The organism is Streptomyces sp. NPDC034049 (genome assembly GCF_055575575.1).
In genome coordinates this window covers 362,330-378,781 of record NZ_JBVISJ010000001.1, presented here as the reverse complement: position 1 = coordinate 378,781, position 16,452 = coordinate 362,330, and the positions used below count along the sequence as shown (strand labels likewise).

General features: G+C 72.6%; 14 protein-coding genes. 5 read left to right on the top strand and 9 right to left on the bottom strand.

Annotated elements, in window-relative coordinates:
* Positions 1-2: 2 nt before the first annotated feature.
* A complete protein-coding gene (eda, locus tag ACZ52C_RS01655) occupies positions 3-680 on the top strand; it encodes a bifunctional 4-hydroxy-2-oxoglutarate aldolase/2-dehydro-3-deoxy-phosphogluconate aldolase (protein WP_469072891.1) in 678 nt (225 codons plus the stop codon).
* Here the strand turns inward: eda and ACZ52C_RS01650 are convergent.
* The 3 genes from ACZ52C_RS01650 to ACZ52C_RS01640 are packed head-to-tail and all read right to left on the bottom strand — an operon-like array spanning position 666 to position 3,772.
* On the bottom strand, positions 666-2,135 hold the full coding sequence (locus ACZ52C_RS01650; protein ID WP_469072890.1) for a bifunctional RNase H/acid phosphatase: 1,470 nt from the start codon (positions 2,133-2,135) through the stop codon (positions 666-668). The genes eda and ACZ52C_RS01650 overlap by 15 nt on opposite strands.
* Positions 2,136-2,156: 21 nt before the next feature.
* Entirely contained in the window at positions 2,157-2,900 is a 744-nt protein-coding gene (locus ACZ52C_RS01645) for a zinc ribbon domain-containing protein (protein WP_469073405.1), read from the bottom strand.
* Positions 2,897-3,772 carry a Nif3-like dinuclear metal center hexameric protein gene (locus ACZ52C_RS01640; RefSeq protein WP_469072889.1) on the bottom strand — a complete coding sequence of 292 codons (876 nt, stop codon included), beginning with the start codon at positions 3,770-3,772 and terminating at the stop codon, positions 2,897-2,899. The genes ACZ52C_RS01645 and ACZ52C_RS01640 overlap by 4 nt, the downstream gene beginning before the upstream one ends.
* A 194-nt stretch (positions 3,773-3,966) precedes the next feature.
* On the opposite strand from ACZ52C_RS01640, the gene ACZ52C_RS01635 reads away from it, so the two are divergent.
* Both ACZ52C_RS01635 and ACZ52C_RS01630 read left to right on the top strand, forming a co-directional pair.
* Positions 3,967-5,637: a hypothetical protein gene (locus ACZ52C_RS01635; protein ID WP_469072888.1), complete on the top strand. Its 1,671-nt coding sequence runs from the start codon at positions 3,967-3,969 to the stop codon at positions 5,635-5,637.
* Positions 5,638-5,777: 140 nt separating this feature from the next.
* Positions 5,778-5,933, top strand: coding sequence for a hypothetical protein (locus ACZ52C_RS01630; protein ID WP_469073433.1), 156 nt, complete (start codon positions 5,778-5,780; stop codon positions 5,931-5,933).
* Between the two features lie 273 nt (positions 5,934-6,206).
* Here ACZ52C_RS01630 and ACZ52C_RS01625 read toward each other — a convergent pair whose 3' ends face one another.
* From ACZ52C_RS01625 to ACZ52C_RS01605, 5 genes are all read right to left on the bottom strand, one after another.
* Positions 6,207-7,178: a 3-oxoacyl-ACP reductase gene (locus tag ACZ52C_RS01625; protein ID WP_469072887.1), complete on the bottom strand. Its 972-nt coding sequence runs from the start codon at positions 7,176-7,178 to the stop codon at positions 6,207-6,209.
* A 213-nt stretch (positions 7,179-7,391) separates the two neighbouring features.
* A complete protein-coding gene (locus tag ACZ52C_RS01620; RefSeq protein ID WP_469072886.1) occupies positions 7,392-8,468 on the bottom strand; it encodes a Zn-dependent alcohol dehydrogenase in 1,077 nt (358 codons plus the stop codon).
* A gap of 45 nt (positions 8,469-8,513) precedes the next feature.
* On the bottom strand, positions 8,514-9,410 hold the full coding sequence (locus tag ACZ52C_RS01615; protein ID WP_469072885.1) for a MaoC/PaaZ C-terminal domain-containing protein: 897 nt from the start codon (positions 9,408-9,410) through the stop codon (positions 8,514-8,516).
* Positions 9,411-9,647: 237 nt separating this feature from the next.
* On the bottom strand, positions 9,648-10,619 hold the full coding sequence (locus tag ACZ52C_RS01610; protein ID WP_469072884.1) for a hypothetical protein: 972 nt from the start codon (positions 10,617-10,619) through the stop codon (positions 9,648-9,650).
* Between the two features lie 92 nt (positions 10,620-10,711).
* Positions 10,712-11,260, bottom strand: coding sequence for a SigE family RNA polymerase sigma factor (locus ACZ52C_RS01605; RefSeq protein ID WP_469072883.1), 549 nt, complete (start codon positions 11,258-11,260; stop codon positions 10,712-10,714).
* 281 nt (positions 11,261-11,541) lie between these two features.
* Here ACZ52C_RS01605 and ACZ52C_RS01600 point away from each other — a divergent pair, with 281 nt between their 5' ends.
* Both ACZ52C_RS01600 and ACZ52C_RS01595 read left to right on the top strand, forming a co-directional pair.
* Positions 11,542-13,050 carry an MFS transporter gene (locus ACZ52C_RS01600; RefSeq protein WP_469072882.1) on the top strand — a complete coding sequence of 503 codons (1,509 nt, stop codon included), beginning with the start codon at positions 11,542-11,544 and terminating at the stop codon, positions 13,048-13,050.
* 329 nt (positions 13,051-13,379) lie between these two features.
* On the top strand, positions 13,380-14,090 hold the full coding sequence (locus ACZ52C_RS01595; protein WP_469072881.1) for a class I SAM-dependent methyltransferase: 711 nt from the start codon (positions 13,380-13,382) through the stop codon (positions 14,088-14,090).
* Positions 14,091-14,129: 39 nt separating this feature from the next.
* Here the strand turns inward: ACZ52C_RS01595 and ACZ52C_RS01590 are convergent, their stop codons facing one another.
* Positions 14,130-16,286, bottom strand: a complete 2,157-nt coding sequence (locus ACZ52C_RS01590; protein WP_469072880.1) for a restriction endonuclease — start codon at positions 16,284-16,286, stop codon at positions 14,130-14,132.
* Positions 16,287-16,452: the final 166 nt, after the last annotated feature.

Genomic DNA, 16,452 nt, shown 5'->3' with positions numbered 1-16,452 from the left:
GCATGTCCTCGTCGTCGCCCCCGACGCCCCTGCCCTCGTACTCGCGCCTCTCCGTCCTCGACCTGGCGCCCGTGCTGCCCGTGGTCGTCGTCGACGACCCCGCCGACGCCGTGCCGCTCGCGCGGGCGCTGGTCGCCGGCGGGTTGCCGGCGATCGAGGTGACCCTGCGGACGCCGGGCGCGCTGGACGCCGTACGCGCCATCTCGACGGAGGTTCCGGGGGCGGTGGTCGGCGTGGGTACCGTCATCACGCCTCCGCAGGTGGCCGAGTCCGTCGCGGCGGGCGGGCGGTTTCTGGTCAGCCCGGGGTGGACGGACATGCTGCTGGGGGCGATGCGGGCGTCCGGGGTGCCGTTCCTGCCGGGGGTGTCGACCGCGTCGGAGGTCGTGGCGCTCCTCGAACGCGGCGTGCGGGAGATGAAGTTCTTCCCGGCCGAGGCGGCGGGCGGTACGACGTATCTGAAGTCGCTCGCCGGGCCGCTGCCGCACGCGAGGTTCTGTCCGACGGGTGGGGTCGGGCCGGGCAACGCGCCCGAGTACCTCGCCCTCCCCAATGTCGGCTGCGTGGGCGGCACTTGGATGCTGCCGCCCGATGCTGTGGCCGCGCGGGACTGGGCGCGGATCGAGAGGCTGGCGCGGGAGGCGGCCGGCCTCGGCGACCGTCGTTCAGCGCAGGTGTGACGTGTCGTTGAGGAGGCGGAGGGTGGCGTTGCCGTCGGCGTAGTAGGCGAGGGCCGACAGGGAGGCCGCCGAGAGTTCCATGCGGAACAGGGACTCCGGGGGTGCGCCGAGGGCCAGGCGGACGAGGGTCTTGATCGGCGTGACATGGCTGACGAGCAGGACGGTACGGCCCCGGTGCGCCGCGGCCAGCTCGTCGCGGGTGGCCGCGACGCGGCGTGCGACGGCCGCGAAGCTCTCACCACCGCCGGTGGGTTCGGCGTCCGGGGAGGCCAGCCAGGCGTTCATGTCGTCCGGGTAGCGCTCCCGCACCTCGCCGAAGCTCAGGCCCTCCCACGCGCCGAAGTCCGTCTCCCGCAGCCCGTCCTCGACGGTGACGCGCAGCCCCAGGCGGGCCGCGACGATCGCCGCCGTCTCCCGGCAGCGGGCCAGCGGCGACGACACGACCTCCTGGATCGTGCCGCGAGCGGCGAGCGCCGCGGCGACGCGCTCGGCCTGGTACCGGCCGACGTCGGAGAGGGACGGGTCCGAACCGCCGCTCCCCGAGAACCGCTTCTGGGGAGTGAGAGGCGTCTCCCCGTGCCGCAGCAGCACGAAGGTGGCGGGGGTGCCGAGATCGGGGGCGGCGGACGCGGCGGAGGCGACGGAGGCGACGTTCCTGGCGGCGCGGAGGTCGGCGACGGCCTTGACGGTGGGGATGTCGGCGACGGCCTTGAGGGCTGGGTCGGCGACCGCCTCGGCGGCGGTCTTCGCAGCCGGTGCTGCGGCGGTCTTCGCGGCCGGTTCTGCGGCGGCCTCGGCCGTCAGGTCAGCAACGGCCTTGACGGTCGTGTCGGCAGCGGTGTGGGCGCCCGCCTGACTCGCACCCACCTGGCTCGCCCCCACCTGGCTCGCCCCCGCCAGTGCGGCCCGCACCTTCGCCGCACCCGCCGCCGCGTCCCCCGGCGGGCCCGACGGCTCGGGCGCGGCGGCGGCGACAGCGGCCGCGGCGGATCGTCCCGCACGCGTGTCCAGGTCCGCCGTGGACGTGGCGGCCGACCACTGTTCGCCCCGCTTGCCCGCGTCCATCGCCTCGTTGGCGAGGCGGTCGGCGTGCTTGTTCTGGTCCCGCGGCATCCACTCGTACGTCACACGACCGGGCGGGAGGACACGCGCGGCCTCGGCGGCCAGGGGCTTCATGTCGGGGTGCTTGATCTTCCAGCGGCCCGACATCTGCTCGACGACGAGCTTCGAGTCCATCCGGACCCGGACGGAGGCCTCCGGGTCCAGCTCCCGCGCCGCCTTGAGGCCCGCGATCAGGCCCCGGTACTCGGCGACGTTGTTCGTGGCGACCCCGATGTACTCGGCGGCCTCCACCAGCGTCTCGCCCGTCACCGCGTCGAGGACGACGGAACCGTAGCCCGCGGGCCCCGGGTTGCCCCGGGAACCGCCGTCGGCCTCGACGATGAACTCCCGCACGCCGAAAGCCCCTTGCCGCCTCTAGAGACCCGACTCGGACGTACGCACCAGGATGCGGCCGCAGTTCTCGCAGCGGACGACCGTGTCGGCGGCGGCCTTGCGGACGTCGTTGAAGTCGGTGATCGACAGCTCCTGGCGGCAGCCCTGGCAGGTGCGCTGGTACAGCTTGGCCGCGCCGATGCCGCCCTGCTGGTCGCGCAGCTTGTCGTAGAGCTTGAGGAGGTCCGCGGGGACCGACGCCGCGATGACCTCGCGCTCCTTCGTCACCGTCGCCATCTCGCCGTCGATCTCCTCGAACGCGGCGTCCCGGCGGGCGGTCGCGTCGTCGACCTTCCCCTGGACGGCCCCGACCCGCTCGGTCAGCTCGGCGACCCGCTCCTGCACGGACTCCCGGCGCTCCATGACCTCCAGGACGATGTCCTCCAGGTCGCCCTGCCGCTTGGCGAGCGAGGCGATCTCGCGCTGGAGGTTCTCCAGGTCCTTCGGGGAGGAGACCGCGCCCGAGTCCAGGCGCTGCTGGTCGCGGACGGCGCGCTGGCGCACCTGGTCCACATCCTGCTCGGCCTTGGTCTGCTCGCGGGCGGTGTCGCTCTCCTCGGTCTGCGCGGCCACGAGCAGGTCGCGCAGCTGGGTGTGGTCCTTCGTCAGCGACTCGATCTCGGCGTGCTCGGGCAGCGACCTGCGCTTGTGCGCGAGCTGCTGGAGGCGTACGTCCAGGGCCTGGACGTCGAGGAGTCGGATCTGGTCGGCGGGCGCGGCGTTCAGTTGGGGGCTCCCAGTGATTCGGTGGCGGTGGCGGACGCCGCGTGGGCGGTCCAGGGGTCGGTGACCGTCTTGGAGACGTGGACGCGCAGGTCCCAGCCCTCCCGGTCGGAGATCTCGTCGAGCTGGGCGGCGGCCAGCTCGCACCAGGGCCACTCGGTGGCCCAGTGCGCGGCGTCGAGCAGCGCGAGAGGTGTGTGGGCGGCTTCCGAGGTGCGGGCGACGGCCTCGGAGGCCGGGTGGTGGCGCAGGTCGGCGGTGAGGAAGGCGTCGACACCGGCCGCGCGTACGTCGTCGAAGAGGCTGTCGCCGGAGCCGCCGCTGACCGCGACCGTGCGGACGAGCGCCTCGGGGTCGCCGGCGACCCGGATGCCCTGCGCGGTGGCGGGCAGCCGCTCGGCGGCCCGCGCGGCCAGCTCCCGCACGGTCAGCGGGTGGTCCAGCTCGCAGACCCGGCCGAGACCGCGCCGCCCGGCGGGGTCGGCGGGGTCCGGTACGAGGGGGCCGACGACCCGGAGGTCCAGCGCGCCGGCGAGGGCGTCGCTGACCCCCGGGTCGGCGGTGTCGGCATTGGTGTGGGCGACGTGCAGCGCGATGTCGTGCTTGATGAGGGTGTGCACGACACGGCCCTTGAAGGTGGAGGCCGCGACCGTCGTCGTACCGCGCAGATAGAGGGGGTGGTGGGTCACCAGCAGGTCGGCGCCCAGCTTCACCGCTTCCTCGACGATCTCCTGGACCGGGTCCACGGCGAACAGGACACGGCCGACCTCTTGGTCGGGGTCGCCGCAGACCGTGCCGACCGCGTCCCACCCCTCGGCCCTCTCGGGTGGCCAGAGGGCGTCGAGCGCGGCGATGACTTCAGACAGACGGGGCACGCACAAAGGCTACCTGCACTCCTCCCGTCCCCGACCGGCCACGGGTCACTCGACCGTCCGCCCGTCGACCAGCACATCCGTCGCCGTTCCCTCAGGCGAATCGCCGGACGAACACCCTTATGTGTGAAGGGGGTGCGGGTTGTCCCACGTCTGTGCGTACGAAAACTAGCTTCGTCGCCGGAGGTGATCGAAACATGACGGCCTGTACACCCCTCTCCCCCACCACGGGCCACGGGAACGACGCGGGACGGGAGAACGACGGGACGAACACCGACTCGGACGGCGGAGATCGCGGTGGGAGCGGTGGAAGCGGTGAGAGTCACGGGAGCAGTGGAAGCGGTGAGAGTCGCGGGAGCAGCGAGGGCGGTGAGTACGGCGCGGACGGCGAGAACCGTGAGAGCGGCGGCGTGCGCGCGTGCGGTGGCGGCGGTGGCGGACGACACGGGTACGACACCAGCGGCGGCGGTGCGGGCAGAGGCGTCGGAAGCGACGAGCCCCCGCCGCCCGGCTGTGTGATCACCGCCGACGGGACGTACGCGGCACGGCTCGCGCTCGACGGCGAGTCCTGGTTCCCCGAGCGCTGGACCCTCGACGGCCACGAGCCGTACGCCGTCCCGCTGCCCGGCAACCAGCCGGAGGAGCCCGGCACCGAAGTGCTCCCCCTGACCGACGGCCGGGTCCTCATCCACCGGGTGGCCGCCGACCTGCACCTGTTCTCGCTCCTCTATCCCACCGGACCCGGCACCGGCGAACTCCCGCTCGGCGCCGTCGAATGCGGCATCCCGACGACCCGGATGCGCCTGCTGCCGCCCTCGCCGTGCGGGGAGCGGGCGTACGCCCTCGCCCTCGGCCGGACGGCGACCGCGGTGTGGCTGGTGGCAGGCGGAACGTTCGGGCCGGAGCTGGTGGCGCAGCTGCCGGGCCGCTGCTCGGGCGGCGTCTGGCTGGACGCGGCGGGCCGGCTGCTCGCCCTGGACCAGGAGTCGGCCGGCCGGACGAAGTCGGTGGTCGTCGATGTGGAGCAGGGCGGCGTGGTCTCGCCGCTGTTGCAGATCGCGGACGACAGCAACGACCGGGTTTTGCTCGCCGACCCCGACAGCGGACTGCTCCTGATCCGCTCGGACGCGCCCTCCCCCGGCCACGACCGGCTCGGCTGGGGCGTGTTGGGCAGTACGCTCCCGGTCCGCTTCCCGGAGTGCCTGCGGGTGCCCGAGGGCCATCGCATCACCCCCTTCGCCATCCAGCCGGGCCAGATCCTCACCCCGGAGAGCTGCGCGGTCGCGCTGCGCGTGGACGGCCCGCGCGGCAGCTGGGTGGGGGTCTGGCGCCCGTCCGCCCGCCGGATCCTCCATCTGCCCGCCCCCGAGGGCTGGTTGACCGGGGCCGGGCTCTGGAGCCGGGAGGGCGTGCTGCACCTGCCGTACGCGACCGGGGTGGTGCGGTGCGGGGTGGCTCGGGTGGGGGTGCCTTGGGGGGAGGAGCCGCAGGACGCTCCGGAGGAGTCTCGGGAGGAGGCGTCGCGTCCCGGTACCGGGACACGGGGTGCGGGGACGGTGGGCGCGGGGCCGTCGGGCGCCGAAAGCTCGGGCGCCGACCCGTCGGGCTCGGCCGGGGTCGTCAGGCGGTCGGTCGATGAGCAGTCGGTGGATGGGCGGTCGGTCGATGAGCAGTCGGTGGATGGGCGGTCGGTCGATGAGCAGTCGGTCGATGGGCGTCCGGCCGATGGGCGTCCGGCCGATGGGCGTCCGGCCGATGGGCGTCCGGCCGATGCGGAGCCGTCCGTGCCGGTCGTCGTCGCCCGGCCGGTGCCGTTGCAGCAGGCGCCGTTGGAGGGACGAGTGCCCGAGGAGATGACCGTCGGGTGAAGGGGGTGTGGGGGCCGCGGGCCAAGTGGACGCGACGCGGGCGACACGCGCTCGGGCGGCTTCGGGGCGAGCAGCGTGGCCCGTTAAAATCACCCGCCGATAAGAAGATCATTCGACGGGGAACACTTCCAATGAGCGACGTGCACACAACCCAGCCGCCCACTGCCTACCCCCACGAGGCGGAAGGCCACGGCCGGCACCGGGGCCAGATCTCGGCCCACGAAGCCGAGAAGACGAGCCCTCGCGGACGCCACCGCAAGCCGGCCGAACACCCGGAGACGACGACGTCCGCCTGATCGGTGACGAAGTCCTTGTGGTCACCTCTGGAGAAACGTCAATTCGACACCGGAACCGACCACCACGATGGCACCGGCCCCGCCCGACACCAACGGGCGGGGCCGGTGCCGTTCCAGGCGCGGGCATGGCTGACGGCTGCTGCCCCCTGACGGCTGACGGCAGACAGCTGACCCTGACCCCTGACCCCTGACCCCTGACCCCTGACGGCTGACGGCTGACGGCTGACGGCTGACGGCTGACGGCTGACGGCTGACGGCGTGGTACTGCGCGCCCTATCCGGCCTCGGCCCCCTGCCCGTGCCGCAGGCCCAGCACCTCTGCCGCCGCGAACGTCTCCCCCTCCGGCCGGTCGACGTAGTACGGCGTGAGCAGGCCGTCCAGCTCGTCGTATGTGAAGGCTTCCTGCTTGGTGTCGAACTTGGCCTGGACGCGCGGGCGTTCGACGATCGCGACCATGCCGCCGTGGACGACGAAGAGCTGACCGTTCACCCGGGCTGCGGCGGGCGAGGCGAGATACCCCACGAGGGGGGCGACGTGCTCGGGGGCGAGGGGGTCGAGGCCGGCCTCTGTGCCGTCGGGCGCGCCCGGCAGACCCGCGAACACGTCCTCGGTCATCCGGGTGCGGGCGCGCGGGCAGATGACGTTGGCGGTGACGCCGTACTTGGCGAGGGCGAGGGCCGTGGAGGTGGTCAGCCCGACGATCCCGCCCTTCGCGGCGGCGTAGTTGGGCTGGCCCGCGGACCCGGCGAGGAAGGCCTCGGAGGAGGTGTTCACCACCCGCCCGTACACCGGCCCGCCCTCGCCCGACTTCGCCCGGTCCCGCCAGTGGGCGGAGGCGAAACGGATCGTGTTGAAGTGGCCCTTGAGGTGCACCCGGACGACCGAGTCCCACTCCTCCTCGGACATGGAGAAGACCATCCGGTCGCGCAGGATGCCCGCGTTGTTGACGAGGATGTCGAGCTTGCCGAACCGGGCGACCGCCAACGCGACCAGTTCCCGGGCCTGTTCGTGGTCGGAGACGTCCCCGGTGTGCGCCACCGCCTGGCCGCCGGCGGCGCGGATCGACGTCGCGACCTCCTCGGCGGGACCGGTGGACGCCTCACCGGAACCGTCCCGACCCGGCCGCCCGTAGTCGTTGACCACGACGGCTGCGCCCAGCCGGGCCAGTTCCAGCGCCTCGGCCCGGCCGAGCCCCCGCCCCGCGCCGGTGACGATCGCGGACAGTCCTTCAAGAGGCAATGCCACTGCCGAGTCCTTCCGCCGAAGCCGCTTCATTCGCGAGCCGGAGTCACGAGTCATGGAGCCACTGGTTGTGGAGCCACTGGTTGTGGAGTCCTTCGGCCCCTGGGCCCTGGGGCACGGGTCACGGGTCACGGGCCACGGGCCACGGGCCACGGGCCACGGACCGGACGGTCGACGTCGTCCGCCCGGCTCCGTGATCGTCCCGCTCCGGAGCTGTCAGATCTCGATGCAGGTGCGGAGCGCCACGCCCGTCCGCATCTGGTCCAGCGCCTCGTTGATGTCGGTGAGCGGCACCCGGTGGGTGATCAGCCCCGCCAGGTCGATACGGCCGGCGCGCCAGAGGGCGATGGCCCGCTCGTAGGAGCGCAGGACGTCTCCCCCGCCGTACATGGAGGGCAGGATCCGCTTCTCGTCGAAGAACAGCTCGAACATGCTGAGTTGGAGGAAGTCGTCCAGCGCGCCCGCGCCGACCACGACGAGGGTGCCGCCGCGCCGGGTGGCCTCGTAGGCGGTGCGGGCGGTGGTCGAGCGTCCGACGACCTCGAAGACGTAGTCGAATCCCTCCCCGCCGGTGACGGACTGCTTGGCGTCGGCCAGCTCCTCCGGCGAGATCGCCTTGGTGGCCCCGAACCTGAGCGCCGCCTCGCGTCGTGAGACCACCGGGTCGACGGCGACGATCTCGGCCGCGCCCTTGAGCCGGGCCCCCTGGATCGCCGAGATGCCGACCCCGCCGCAGCCGATGACCGCGACCGACGAACCGGCCTCCACATCGGCGGTGTTGAGGGCGGCGCCGAGTCCGGTGGTGACGCCGCAGCCGATGAGGGCGGCGATGTCGAAGGGCACGTCGTCCGGTATCGGCACGGCACAGCCCGCGTCGACGACGACCTCCTCGGCGAACGTACCGGTGCCCGCGAAGCCGAAGACGTCCCCGGTGGGCCGTGTGAAGTTGGGCGTGCCGGCGTTGAGGAATCCGGCGAGGCAGAGCTGCGTCTGGCCGCGCTTGCAGGCGGGGCAGGTGCCGCAGGCCGGGAGCCAGCACACGACGACGCGGTCGCCGGGCTTCAAGTGGCTGACGCCTTCCCCGACTTCGACTATCTCGCCGGCGCCCTCGTGCCCGGGGACGAACGGTCCGGGCTGCGGCAGCACCCCTGCCATGGCGGACAGGTCCGAGTGGCACAGCCCGGTGGCCCGCACCCGGATCCTGACCCTGCCCGGCCCGAAGCCCACCGCCTCGACGTCGTCGAGCACGTCCAGCTTGTCCTGGCCGATCTCGTGCAGTACGGCTGCGCGCATGGTGCAGCTCCCCTCAGGAGTACCTGTGATCCGCTGATTCGCTGCTCATGCGTGGGCGACGAGCGTGTCCGCGAGGACCGGGGCGTCGTCCCTCCCCCACTCTCGGCTTCGCTCGAGCGGGGGGACCCCCATGCCGGCGGTCACCGTCACCCGCACCGCGTGGTCGTCCGCCCGCCACATCCGGATCCGGAGGGTCTCGCCCGGGAAGACGACGCCCGCGAAACGCGTCCCGTAGGAGCGGACCCGGCCGACGTCCCCGCCGAGGACCGTGTCCACCACGGCCTTCAACGTCATCCCGTACGTGCACAGCCCGTGCAGGATCGGCCGGTCGAACCCGGCGCGTCCCGCGAACTCCGGGTCGGCGTGCAGCGGGTTCCAGTCGCCGGAGAGGCGGTACAGCAGTGCCTGGTCCTCGCGGACGGTCCGCTCCACCTCCTTGTCGGGCGGGGTCGTCGGTGGTTCCCGCCGGGCGGACGGGCCGCGCTCCCCGCCCCAGCCGCCCTCTCCCCGTACGAAGATCTCCGCCTCGTTGACCCACAGCGGGCCGTCGGCGTCGGCGACCTCGGTCCGCATCACGAGGACGGCCGCCTTCCCCTTGTCGTACACCGCCACCACGCGTGAGGTCGCCGTCGCCCGCCCCTCGACCGGGATCGGCCGGTGGAGCTCGACGCGCTGGCCGCCGTGCAGGACCTTGGCGAGGTCGACGTCGACACCGGGTGCGTTCAGTCCGCCGATCACATCCGGTGAGCCGGCGCCCGCGACGGTCGCGAAGCTCGGCAGGACGTGCAGCCGCGACTCCAGCGTGTAGCGCAGTTCGTCGGGGTCGGTCGCGGGGGTGCCCGCGCCGATACCGAGGTGGTAGAGCAGGACGTCCTTCCGGGTCCACGCGATCTCAGCGGAACGGGGGTCTGCCGCGAGCGCCTTGGCTGCGTCGATGGGCATGGGGCTCCTGGGCGGTCCGGGGCGGGTGGCGTGGGCTGAGGAACCTCGGTACGGCCGTCCGCACCAGCGGCCGCACCGAGGTCGTCACGGCCGACCCGGAACCCGCCCACCTAGAACGCGTTCCAGTCCGGCGACCCTCTGTATAGCCCAGCCTCGTGCACATGTGAAGGCTCCTGACAGTACGTCAGATCCTGACGGAGAGGAGAGAGGGACGGAAGAGAGCCGGGGGCACCGGGCTCATCGCGTCACTTGCGCCGACTCGTACTCGACCCCCTCCGGCGCCAGCGCCACGAACCAGCTCGCCCGGGCGCCCTTCGGGTGGACTATGCGGGGGTTGCGCAGGTCCGCGTGCCAGCCGTCGTCCCTGTTCCGCCGCACGTCGACGGAGGTGCCGTCGGACCAGGTGACGCGCACTTCCTGGGCGGTGGGGGCGACCTGGCCGATGACCAGGCGCTTCGAGGTGTCGCCCGTGCCCTCGTCGCCCGTGCCCTCGTCGCCGGTGGGCAGGACTGTGGCGAACACCTCCAGGTCCGAGCCGGAGAACGGGTCCGCCTCGCCGTCGAGCACCGTGACCGTCCTGTCCTCGTCCACGGTCAGATGAACGAAGTGCCAGCTCTTGCCCACGAGGTCGGCGGCACCGTGCACGCCCGTCGGCACGTCCCCGAAGAGGCCCGCCGCGGCGAGCTGCCGGGCGGCCTCCCCCCTGTCTCTCGGCGCCTCCCAGACGTCTATCGCCACCCGCCAGACCGCGCCCTGGTCCCGCCCCTCCGCCAGCGTGCTCCGCCAGGGTTCGTGCACCTTACGGGCCTCGGGGGTCGCCGGGGTCGCCGCGGGCACCACGCGTCCCCCGCCGTCACCGCCGCCCGGCGCCCCGGCCAGCGCGAGCGTGCCCGTGGTGCCCGCGATCACCACGGCCGCCGCGGCGGCCACCGCCCAGCGACGGGCTCTGCGGCGCCTGCCACCCCGTACGACCGCCTGATAGGGAGCCATGCCGACCTCGACCTCACGGGCCGCGTCCGCGAGGAGCAGGGCGATGTCTCTCTCGAGAGGAGTGGCGCAGGTCAGATCGTGGGCGGTGAGGCCGCCGTGGGTACGGTCGCGGTGCGCGAGGTCGCCGTCCATGCCGTCACCGCGCATGCTGCCGTCGCCCATGCCGTCGCCGTGCGTTCCGTCGCCGTGCTTCATCTGCTGCTTCGCCTTCCCGTCCAACCAACGGTCTGTGCCGCCCGCGCCGCCTCCGCTGCGTCCCGCACCTCTCACGTCCCTCGCATCCCTCGCATCCCTCGCATCTCTCTCGCCCCTCACGTCCGGCTCCCCTGTGTCGCCATCTCGATCAGTCCCGGTATGGCCCGGAGCTTCGCCAACCCCTTCGACGCGTTGCTCTTCACCGTCCCCACGGAACAGCCCATCGCCTCGGCCGTCTGGCTCTCGCTGAGGTCTTCCCAGTACCGAAGGACGACGGCTTCGCGCTGACGCGGAGGGAGCTGCGACAGGGCCGTCAGCAGGGCTCCGCGATCATCGGCCTGGGCCATGCGGTCACCGCTGTCGGGGAGCTCCGGCACGAGGTCCGTGTCGCTCCGGGGGGCCAGGAACTCCTTGAGGCGTCTGCGGTGCCGGCGCGCGTGGGCGTTGATCATCACGCGCCGGACGTAGGTGTCCGGGTCGTCCGTGGAGCCGACGCGGCGCCAAGCCACGTACACCTGCTCCAGCGTCGTCTGGACCAGGTCCTCCGCGGCGTGCTGCTCCCCCGTGAGCAGGAACGCCGTCCGCATCAGCCGAGGCCAGCGGCCGACGAGGAAGCTCTGGAACCCTTCGTCCCGAGCGTCCCTGGCCTGCTTCCGATCCCCCATGAGCACCTCCTAGATGCTTTTAACAGTCCATGAGGGCTCAGATTCGTTGCCTCGACCAGCGAGAAGATTCCGGTGGCCTCGGCCAGGGAGAAGATTCCGGTGGCCTCGGCCAGGGAGAAGGTGCCGGACACGGCAACGGCGGCACGGCCGACCCTTGACGCCTCGTCACTTCCCCATGGCCAGGTCAAGGATTCGTTAGTCGCTCGAAACAACGGAATAGTTGCCCAGGCGCACGAGGTTCAGATGGCACACACCTTCGCCCGGCCAGGAGGCCCCGCTCCATGACTCAGCAGCACACACCGTCACCGCCGACCCTCGAAAGGCGCACCCCGCGAGCCGGCGGAGCGATCGTCCCGGTGCTGGCCTTCGCGGGGATCGTGGTCGCGGTGATGCAGACCCTGCTGGTCCCGGTGATCAAGGATCTCCCCCAGCTGCTGGACACCTCGGCGAGCAACGCGACCTGGGTACTGACCTCGACCCTCCTCGCCGGCGCGGTGTCCACGCCGATCATGGGTCGTCTCGGAGACCTCTACGGCAAGCGCCGCATGCTGCTCGCCAGCCTGGCCGTGATGGTGGTCGGCGCACTGATCAGCGGTTTCACCAGTGCGCTCGTTCCGATGATCGTGGGCCGTGCGTTGCAGGGCTTCGCCATGGGCGCGATCCCGCTGGGCATCGGGCTGATGCGCGACGGGCTGCCGCGCGAACGGCTCGGCTCCGCCATGGCCCTCATGAGCTCGTCCATCGGTGTCGGCGGCGGACTCGCGCTGCCGATGGCCGCCGCGGTCGCGCAGAACACCGACTGGCACGTCCTCTTCTTCGGCGCCGCCGGCCTCGGGGTGCTCGCCATCGTGCTCACCCTCGTCGCCGTACCGGAGACGAAGACGCGCGCGGAGGGCACCTTCGACCACCTCGGCGCGGTCGGTCTCTCCCTCGGCCTCGTCCTCTTCCTCCTGCCGATCACCAAGGGCAGTGACTGGGGCTGGACCTCCGCGACCACGCTCGGGCTGTTCGCCGCGTCGGCCGTGGTCCTGCTGCTGTGGGGGGTGCTGGAGCTGCGTATCGCCGCGCCGCTGGTGGATCTGCGGACCACCGCCCGCCGCGAGGTCCTGCTCACCAACCTCGCCTCGATCATGGTCGGGGTCTCCTTCTACGTCGTCTCCCTCGTCCTCCCGCAGCTCCTCCAGCTGCCCACCGCCACCGGTTACGGCCTCGGGCAGTCGATGATCGTCGCCGGTCTGTGCGTGGCTCCGCTGGGCCTGACGATGATGTTCACCGCGCCCGTCTACGCCCGGATCTCCGCCAGGTACGGGCCGAAGAGCACGCTGATCCTGGGCCTGCTGATCATCGCGATCGGGTACGGGGCCGGGCTCGGCCTGATGAGCGCGGCGTGGCAGACCGTGGTGGTGTCGGTGGTGCTGGGTGCGGGTATCGGCCTCGCCTACTCCTCGCTCCCGGCGCTGATCATCGGTGCGGTCGATCCGTCCGAGACGGGGGCGGCCAACGGTCTCAACACCCTCATGCGGTCCATCGGAACGTCGGTGTCCAGCGCCGTCGTCGGCATGGTGCTGGCGAACACGGCGAACGAGGTCGGTGGGGTCGCGATCCCGACCATGCACGGCTTCCGTGTCTCGTTCCTCATCGCCACGGCCGCGGTGGCCGTCGGCCTTCTGCTGGCCCTGTTCCTGCCGAGCCGACGTCCGACGCTGACGCTTCGTGCGAGCGGTGAAGGTGGGGCCGGTGGGGCCGACGCGGTCTCCGGGGAGGGGCAGGCCGTCCTCGCCTCCCGTTAGGACGGCCTGGGCCGGGCCCGTGTCGTGACCACCTGATCGTTTCGAGACTGCCGCGTGGCCGTGGCGATGGCATCTGCGGGTCCGGTGGGGGCTGGTCGCGCAGCCCCCGCGCCCCTGAAAAAGCAGGGGCTGCGCCCCATGTTTTTCGGGCCGAAAGGCCGGAGACCTTTCAGGGGCGCGGGGAACTGCGCGAGAAGCCCCACCGGACCCGCACCCGGCAACCCACCCGCTCCCCCGTCCACCCGCCCGCCCGCGGACTACCGTGCATGGCAGCATGGGCGCCCCGGACGGCTTACGGCCGAGCACTTGTACGACCACACGGAGGACCCATGTCCGCGGCACCCACCTCGAACCCGGCCGTGCCGGCGCCCAAGCCGGAGATTCTCGAGGCCTTCGAGGGGGCCAAGGGGTTCATGCCGCTCGAAGAAGGGCTGGCGCTGTACGCGGCGGCGGTCGAGGCCGGGCGTCTGGGGCTGCCGTTGCTGGAAGTGGGGACGTACTGCGGTCGGTCGACGATCCTGCTGGCCGACGCCGCCCGTGAGGCGGGGGTCACGGCGATCACGGTCGACCACCACCGGGGCAGCGAGGAGCAGCAGCCCGGCTGGGAGTACCACGACGAGTCCACCGTCGACCCCGAGGTGGGCCGCATGGACACGCTCCCCACCTTCCGCCGCACCCTCCACCGCGCGGGTCTGGAGGACCACGTCGTCGCGATCGTCGGCCGTTCCCCGCAGGTCGCCGCCTTCTGGGGCACCCCTCTGGCCTTCGTCTTCATCGACGGCGGTCACACCGACGAGCACGCCACCGCCGACTACGAGGGCTGGGCCCCGCACGTCGCCCCGGACGGCCTCCTCGTCATCCACGACGTCTTCCCCGACCCCGAGGACGAGTTCACCGGCCAGGCCCCGTACCGCGTCTACCTCCGCGCACTGGCCTCCGGCGCCTTCACGGAGGTGTCGGCCACGGACTCCCTCCGGGTGCTGCGACGGACGGCGGCGGGGACGGAGAGGACCGAAGCGGGGACGGCCGCGCGGGACTGACCCCGCACCGGTCCTACACCGCCCACCACCACGCCACCACTACGCCACCTCTATGCCGTAGTCCTGGACCAGTTCCTCCAGGCCGCCCGCGTACCCCTTCCCCCCGACGACGAAGTCCCAGTCGCCGTTGGCGCGGCGGCGGAAGGAGCCGAGGGTGAGGGCCGTTTCGGCGGGGCGGCCGTCGGAGACGTCCAGGCGGCCCTGTTCGGCGCGGGAGGGGTCCAGCAGGCGGATCCCGGCGTCGGTGAAGCCGGAGAGGTCGGCGTCGGGGTTCGCGGCCGGGTCGATCGCGGCCACCAGCACGAGACGGTCGGCCTCCGCCGGCAGCGCGTCGAAGGAGACCCGGATCGCGGCCTTGTCGGGCGCGGTCGGCGGGACGGCGCGGACCGTGCCGTCGGGGGTGCGGAGGTTGTTGTAGAACACGAAGTGGTCGTCGCTGAGGACCCGGTTGCCGTGGCAGACGAGGGCGCAGACGTCCAGCGCGACGCCGCCCGTCCAGTACATGCCGAGCACGCTGTAGTCCTCGGACGAAGGCGCCGGGTCCGGAGCCGAGGCCGGGGCCGGGGCCGTCACTGCCGTCATGTCCACCAGGGTCCGCTGGGCGGGCAGCATGGGCAGCACCACCGTCGGATCGGTCGGCGACACCGTCGCGGGGCGCTCGCCGGTGCCCAGGCGCCCCCGCAGCCCGTGCCGGTGGAGCAGGTCGACGAGTTCGCGGCCCGAGATCAGTTCCAGCGGTTTGCCGTTGGCGAAGGTGTGCGAGCCGGGGCCGAACTTGGACGTCGTCACCAGGACGCCCTTGTTGGCGCCGGCGTCCTGGACCGTGCCGTAGAGGTCGCGGACGGCGCTCGGCGGGACGGTGTTGCGGTAGCGCTTGACCTGGACCACTATCTTGCCGCCGCGGATCGGTGTCGGGTCCAGGGCGTCGACGTCCACCCCGCCGTCGCCCGAGCGCTGGGTGGTGACGGCCTGCATGCCCATGGCCCGGAACAGCTCCGCGACGAGCGACTCGAAGGCGAGGGGGTCCATCTCCAGGAGGTCGGGCTCCTCCTCGCCGCCGTGGGTGACGACGCCGTCGCCCACGTCGTCGGGCCGGCGTCCGGGGCGGACGGGGGTGCGCTGGTCCGGTCGGGCCGACAGCTGGCCCCGCAGGCCGTCCGTCAGGCAGTCGACGGCGCTCACCTGCGCCAGGTGCAGTGCGGCGAAGACGGGGCGGGGCACCGTGACGGTCGCCAGGAACAGTTCGGCGCGGCGTCCGGTCACCGGGTCGTGGTCGTCCACGAAACCGTTCAGGACGACCGACTCCAGCGCGCCGAACTCGTCGGCGGCGAACAGCTCGTGGAGCACCAGGAGGGTGCACTGGGCGAGGACGTCGCGGTAGAGGGCCCGCCGCTGGGTGGCCGGGCGCGGGCGCTCCTTGTCCTGGTCGACACTCGGCATGTAGACGACGTTCTTCGCCTCGGGAACGACGTCGTACCTGGGCAGCTCCCAGTCCAGGACCAGTTGCCGTGCCGCCGGGTCGTAGGCGGCGCGGACGCCGCGGGGAAAGCCCTCGGGCCAGGCGGACGAGGCGTAGAGGGCGGCGGAGAAGTAGTCGACGGCGGCTTCGGGGTCGCCGTCGCGCAGTGCGGTCGCCATCTGGGCGAGTCCGGCGTTGTGCCGCCGGATCTCCGACCGCTGTTCTTCCGCCCACTGCTCGTACTGCCGCTGGTACTGGGCCAGTTGCTGCTGCCGCTGGGCCTCGGCGGCCTGCGCGGCGTGCCAGTCGTGCTCGAACCGGGCCCGTGCCTCGGCCTGGGCGCGCCGCTGGGCGCCCAGGCCGCCCTGCGCCTGATAGTGGTTGGGGTCCGGCATGGGTACGGGCCGGCCGAGCGGGCCCGGCGAGAACGGCTCCAGGCGCTCGGAACGGGTGAGGGAGGCGGCCCGGAACGCCGGGGCGCGGCAGCCCTCGGCCAACAGGCCCTCCAACGCCCGTACGCGCGCGTCCAGTTCCTCCGTACGCCGACGTGCCTCGGCCTCGCGCTGCTGCCGGTACGCCGTCTGCTGCTCGCGTTGGCTGCGGGCCACCTCCCGCTGATACGCGCGCTGTTGTCGCTCGTACTCGCGCTGTTGCCTGGCCCGCTCCTCCGACTGACGCTGCTGTTGGCGTTGTGCCTCGGCCCAGATCCCGACCAACCCGTTGGAGCGACGACTCATGCGCTACAGGCCCTCCCACCGGGACCCCGACCGCTCGCGAGGCCCCGCCCCCACACAACCGGACGTAATCGCACGACTTTATCCCGCGATGGCGCGCACGCCTACCGCACGCGGACCGCAGGCCGGCCGGTGGGTGGTCCCCGGCGCCGCGCAGCGGAAACGGAAT

What these genes read in the sequence shown, in the direction of transcription:
- eda (WP_469072891.1), top strand. Translation starts at nt 3, where the DNA reads ATGTCCTCGTCGTCGCCCCCGACGCCCCTGCCCTCGTACTCGCGCCTC.
- ACZ52C_RS01635 (WP_469072888.1), top strand. Translation starts at nt 3,967, where the DNA reads ATGACGGCCTGTACACCCCTCTCCCCCACCACGGGCCACGGGAACGAC.
- ACZ52C_RS01620 (WP_469072886.1), bottom strand. Translation starts at nt 8,468, where the DNA reads ATGCGCGCAGCCGTACTGCACGAGATCGGCCAGGACAAGCTGGACGTG.
- ACZ52C_RS01615 (WP_469072885.1), bottom strand. Translation starts at nt 9,410, where the DNA reads ATGCCCATCGACGCAGCCAAGGCGCTCGCGGCAGACCCCCGTTCCGCT.
- ACZ52C_RS01605 (WP_469072883.1), bottom strand. Translation starts at nt 11,260, where the DNA reads ATGGGGGATCGGAAGCAGGCCAGGGACGCTCGGGACGAAGGGTTCCAG.
- ACZ52C_RS01600 (WP_469072882.1), top strand. Translation starts at nt 11,542, where the DNA reads ATGACTCAGCAGCACACACCGTCACCGCCGACCCTCGAAAGGCGCACC.
- ACZ52C_RS01595 (WP_469072881.1), top strand. Translation starts at nt 13,380, where the DNA reads ATGTCCGCGGCACCCACCTCGAACCCGGCCGTGCCGGCGCCCAAGCCG.
- ACZ52C_RS01590 (WP_469072880.1), bottom strand. Translation starts at nt 16,286, where the DNA reads ATGAGTCGTCGCTCCAACGGGTTGGTCGGGATCTGGGCCGAGGCACAA.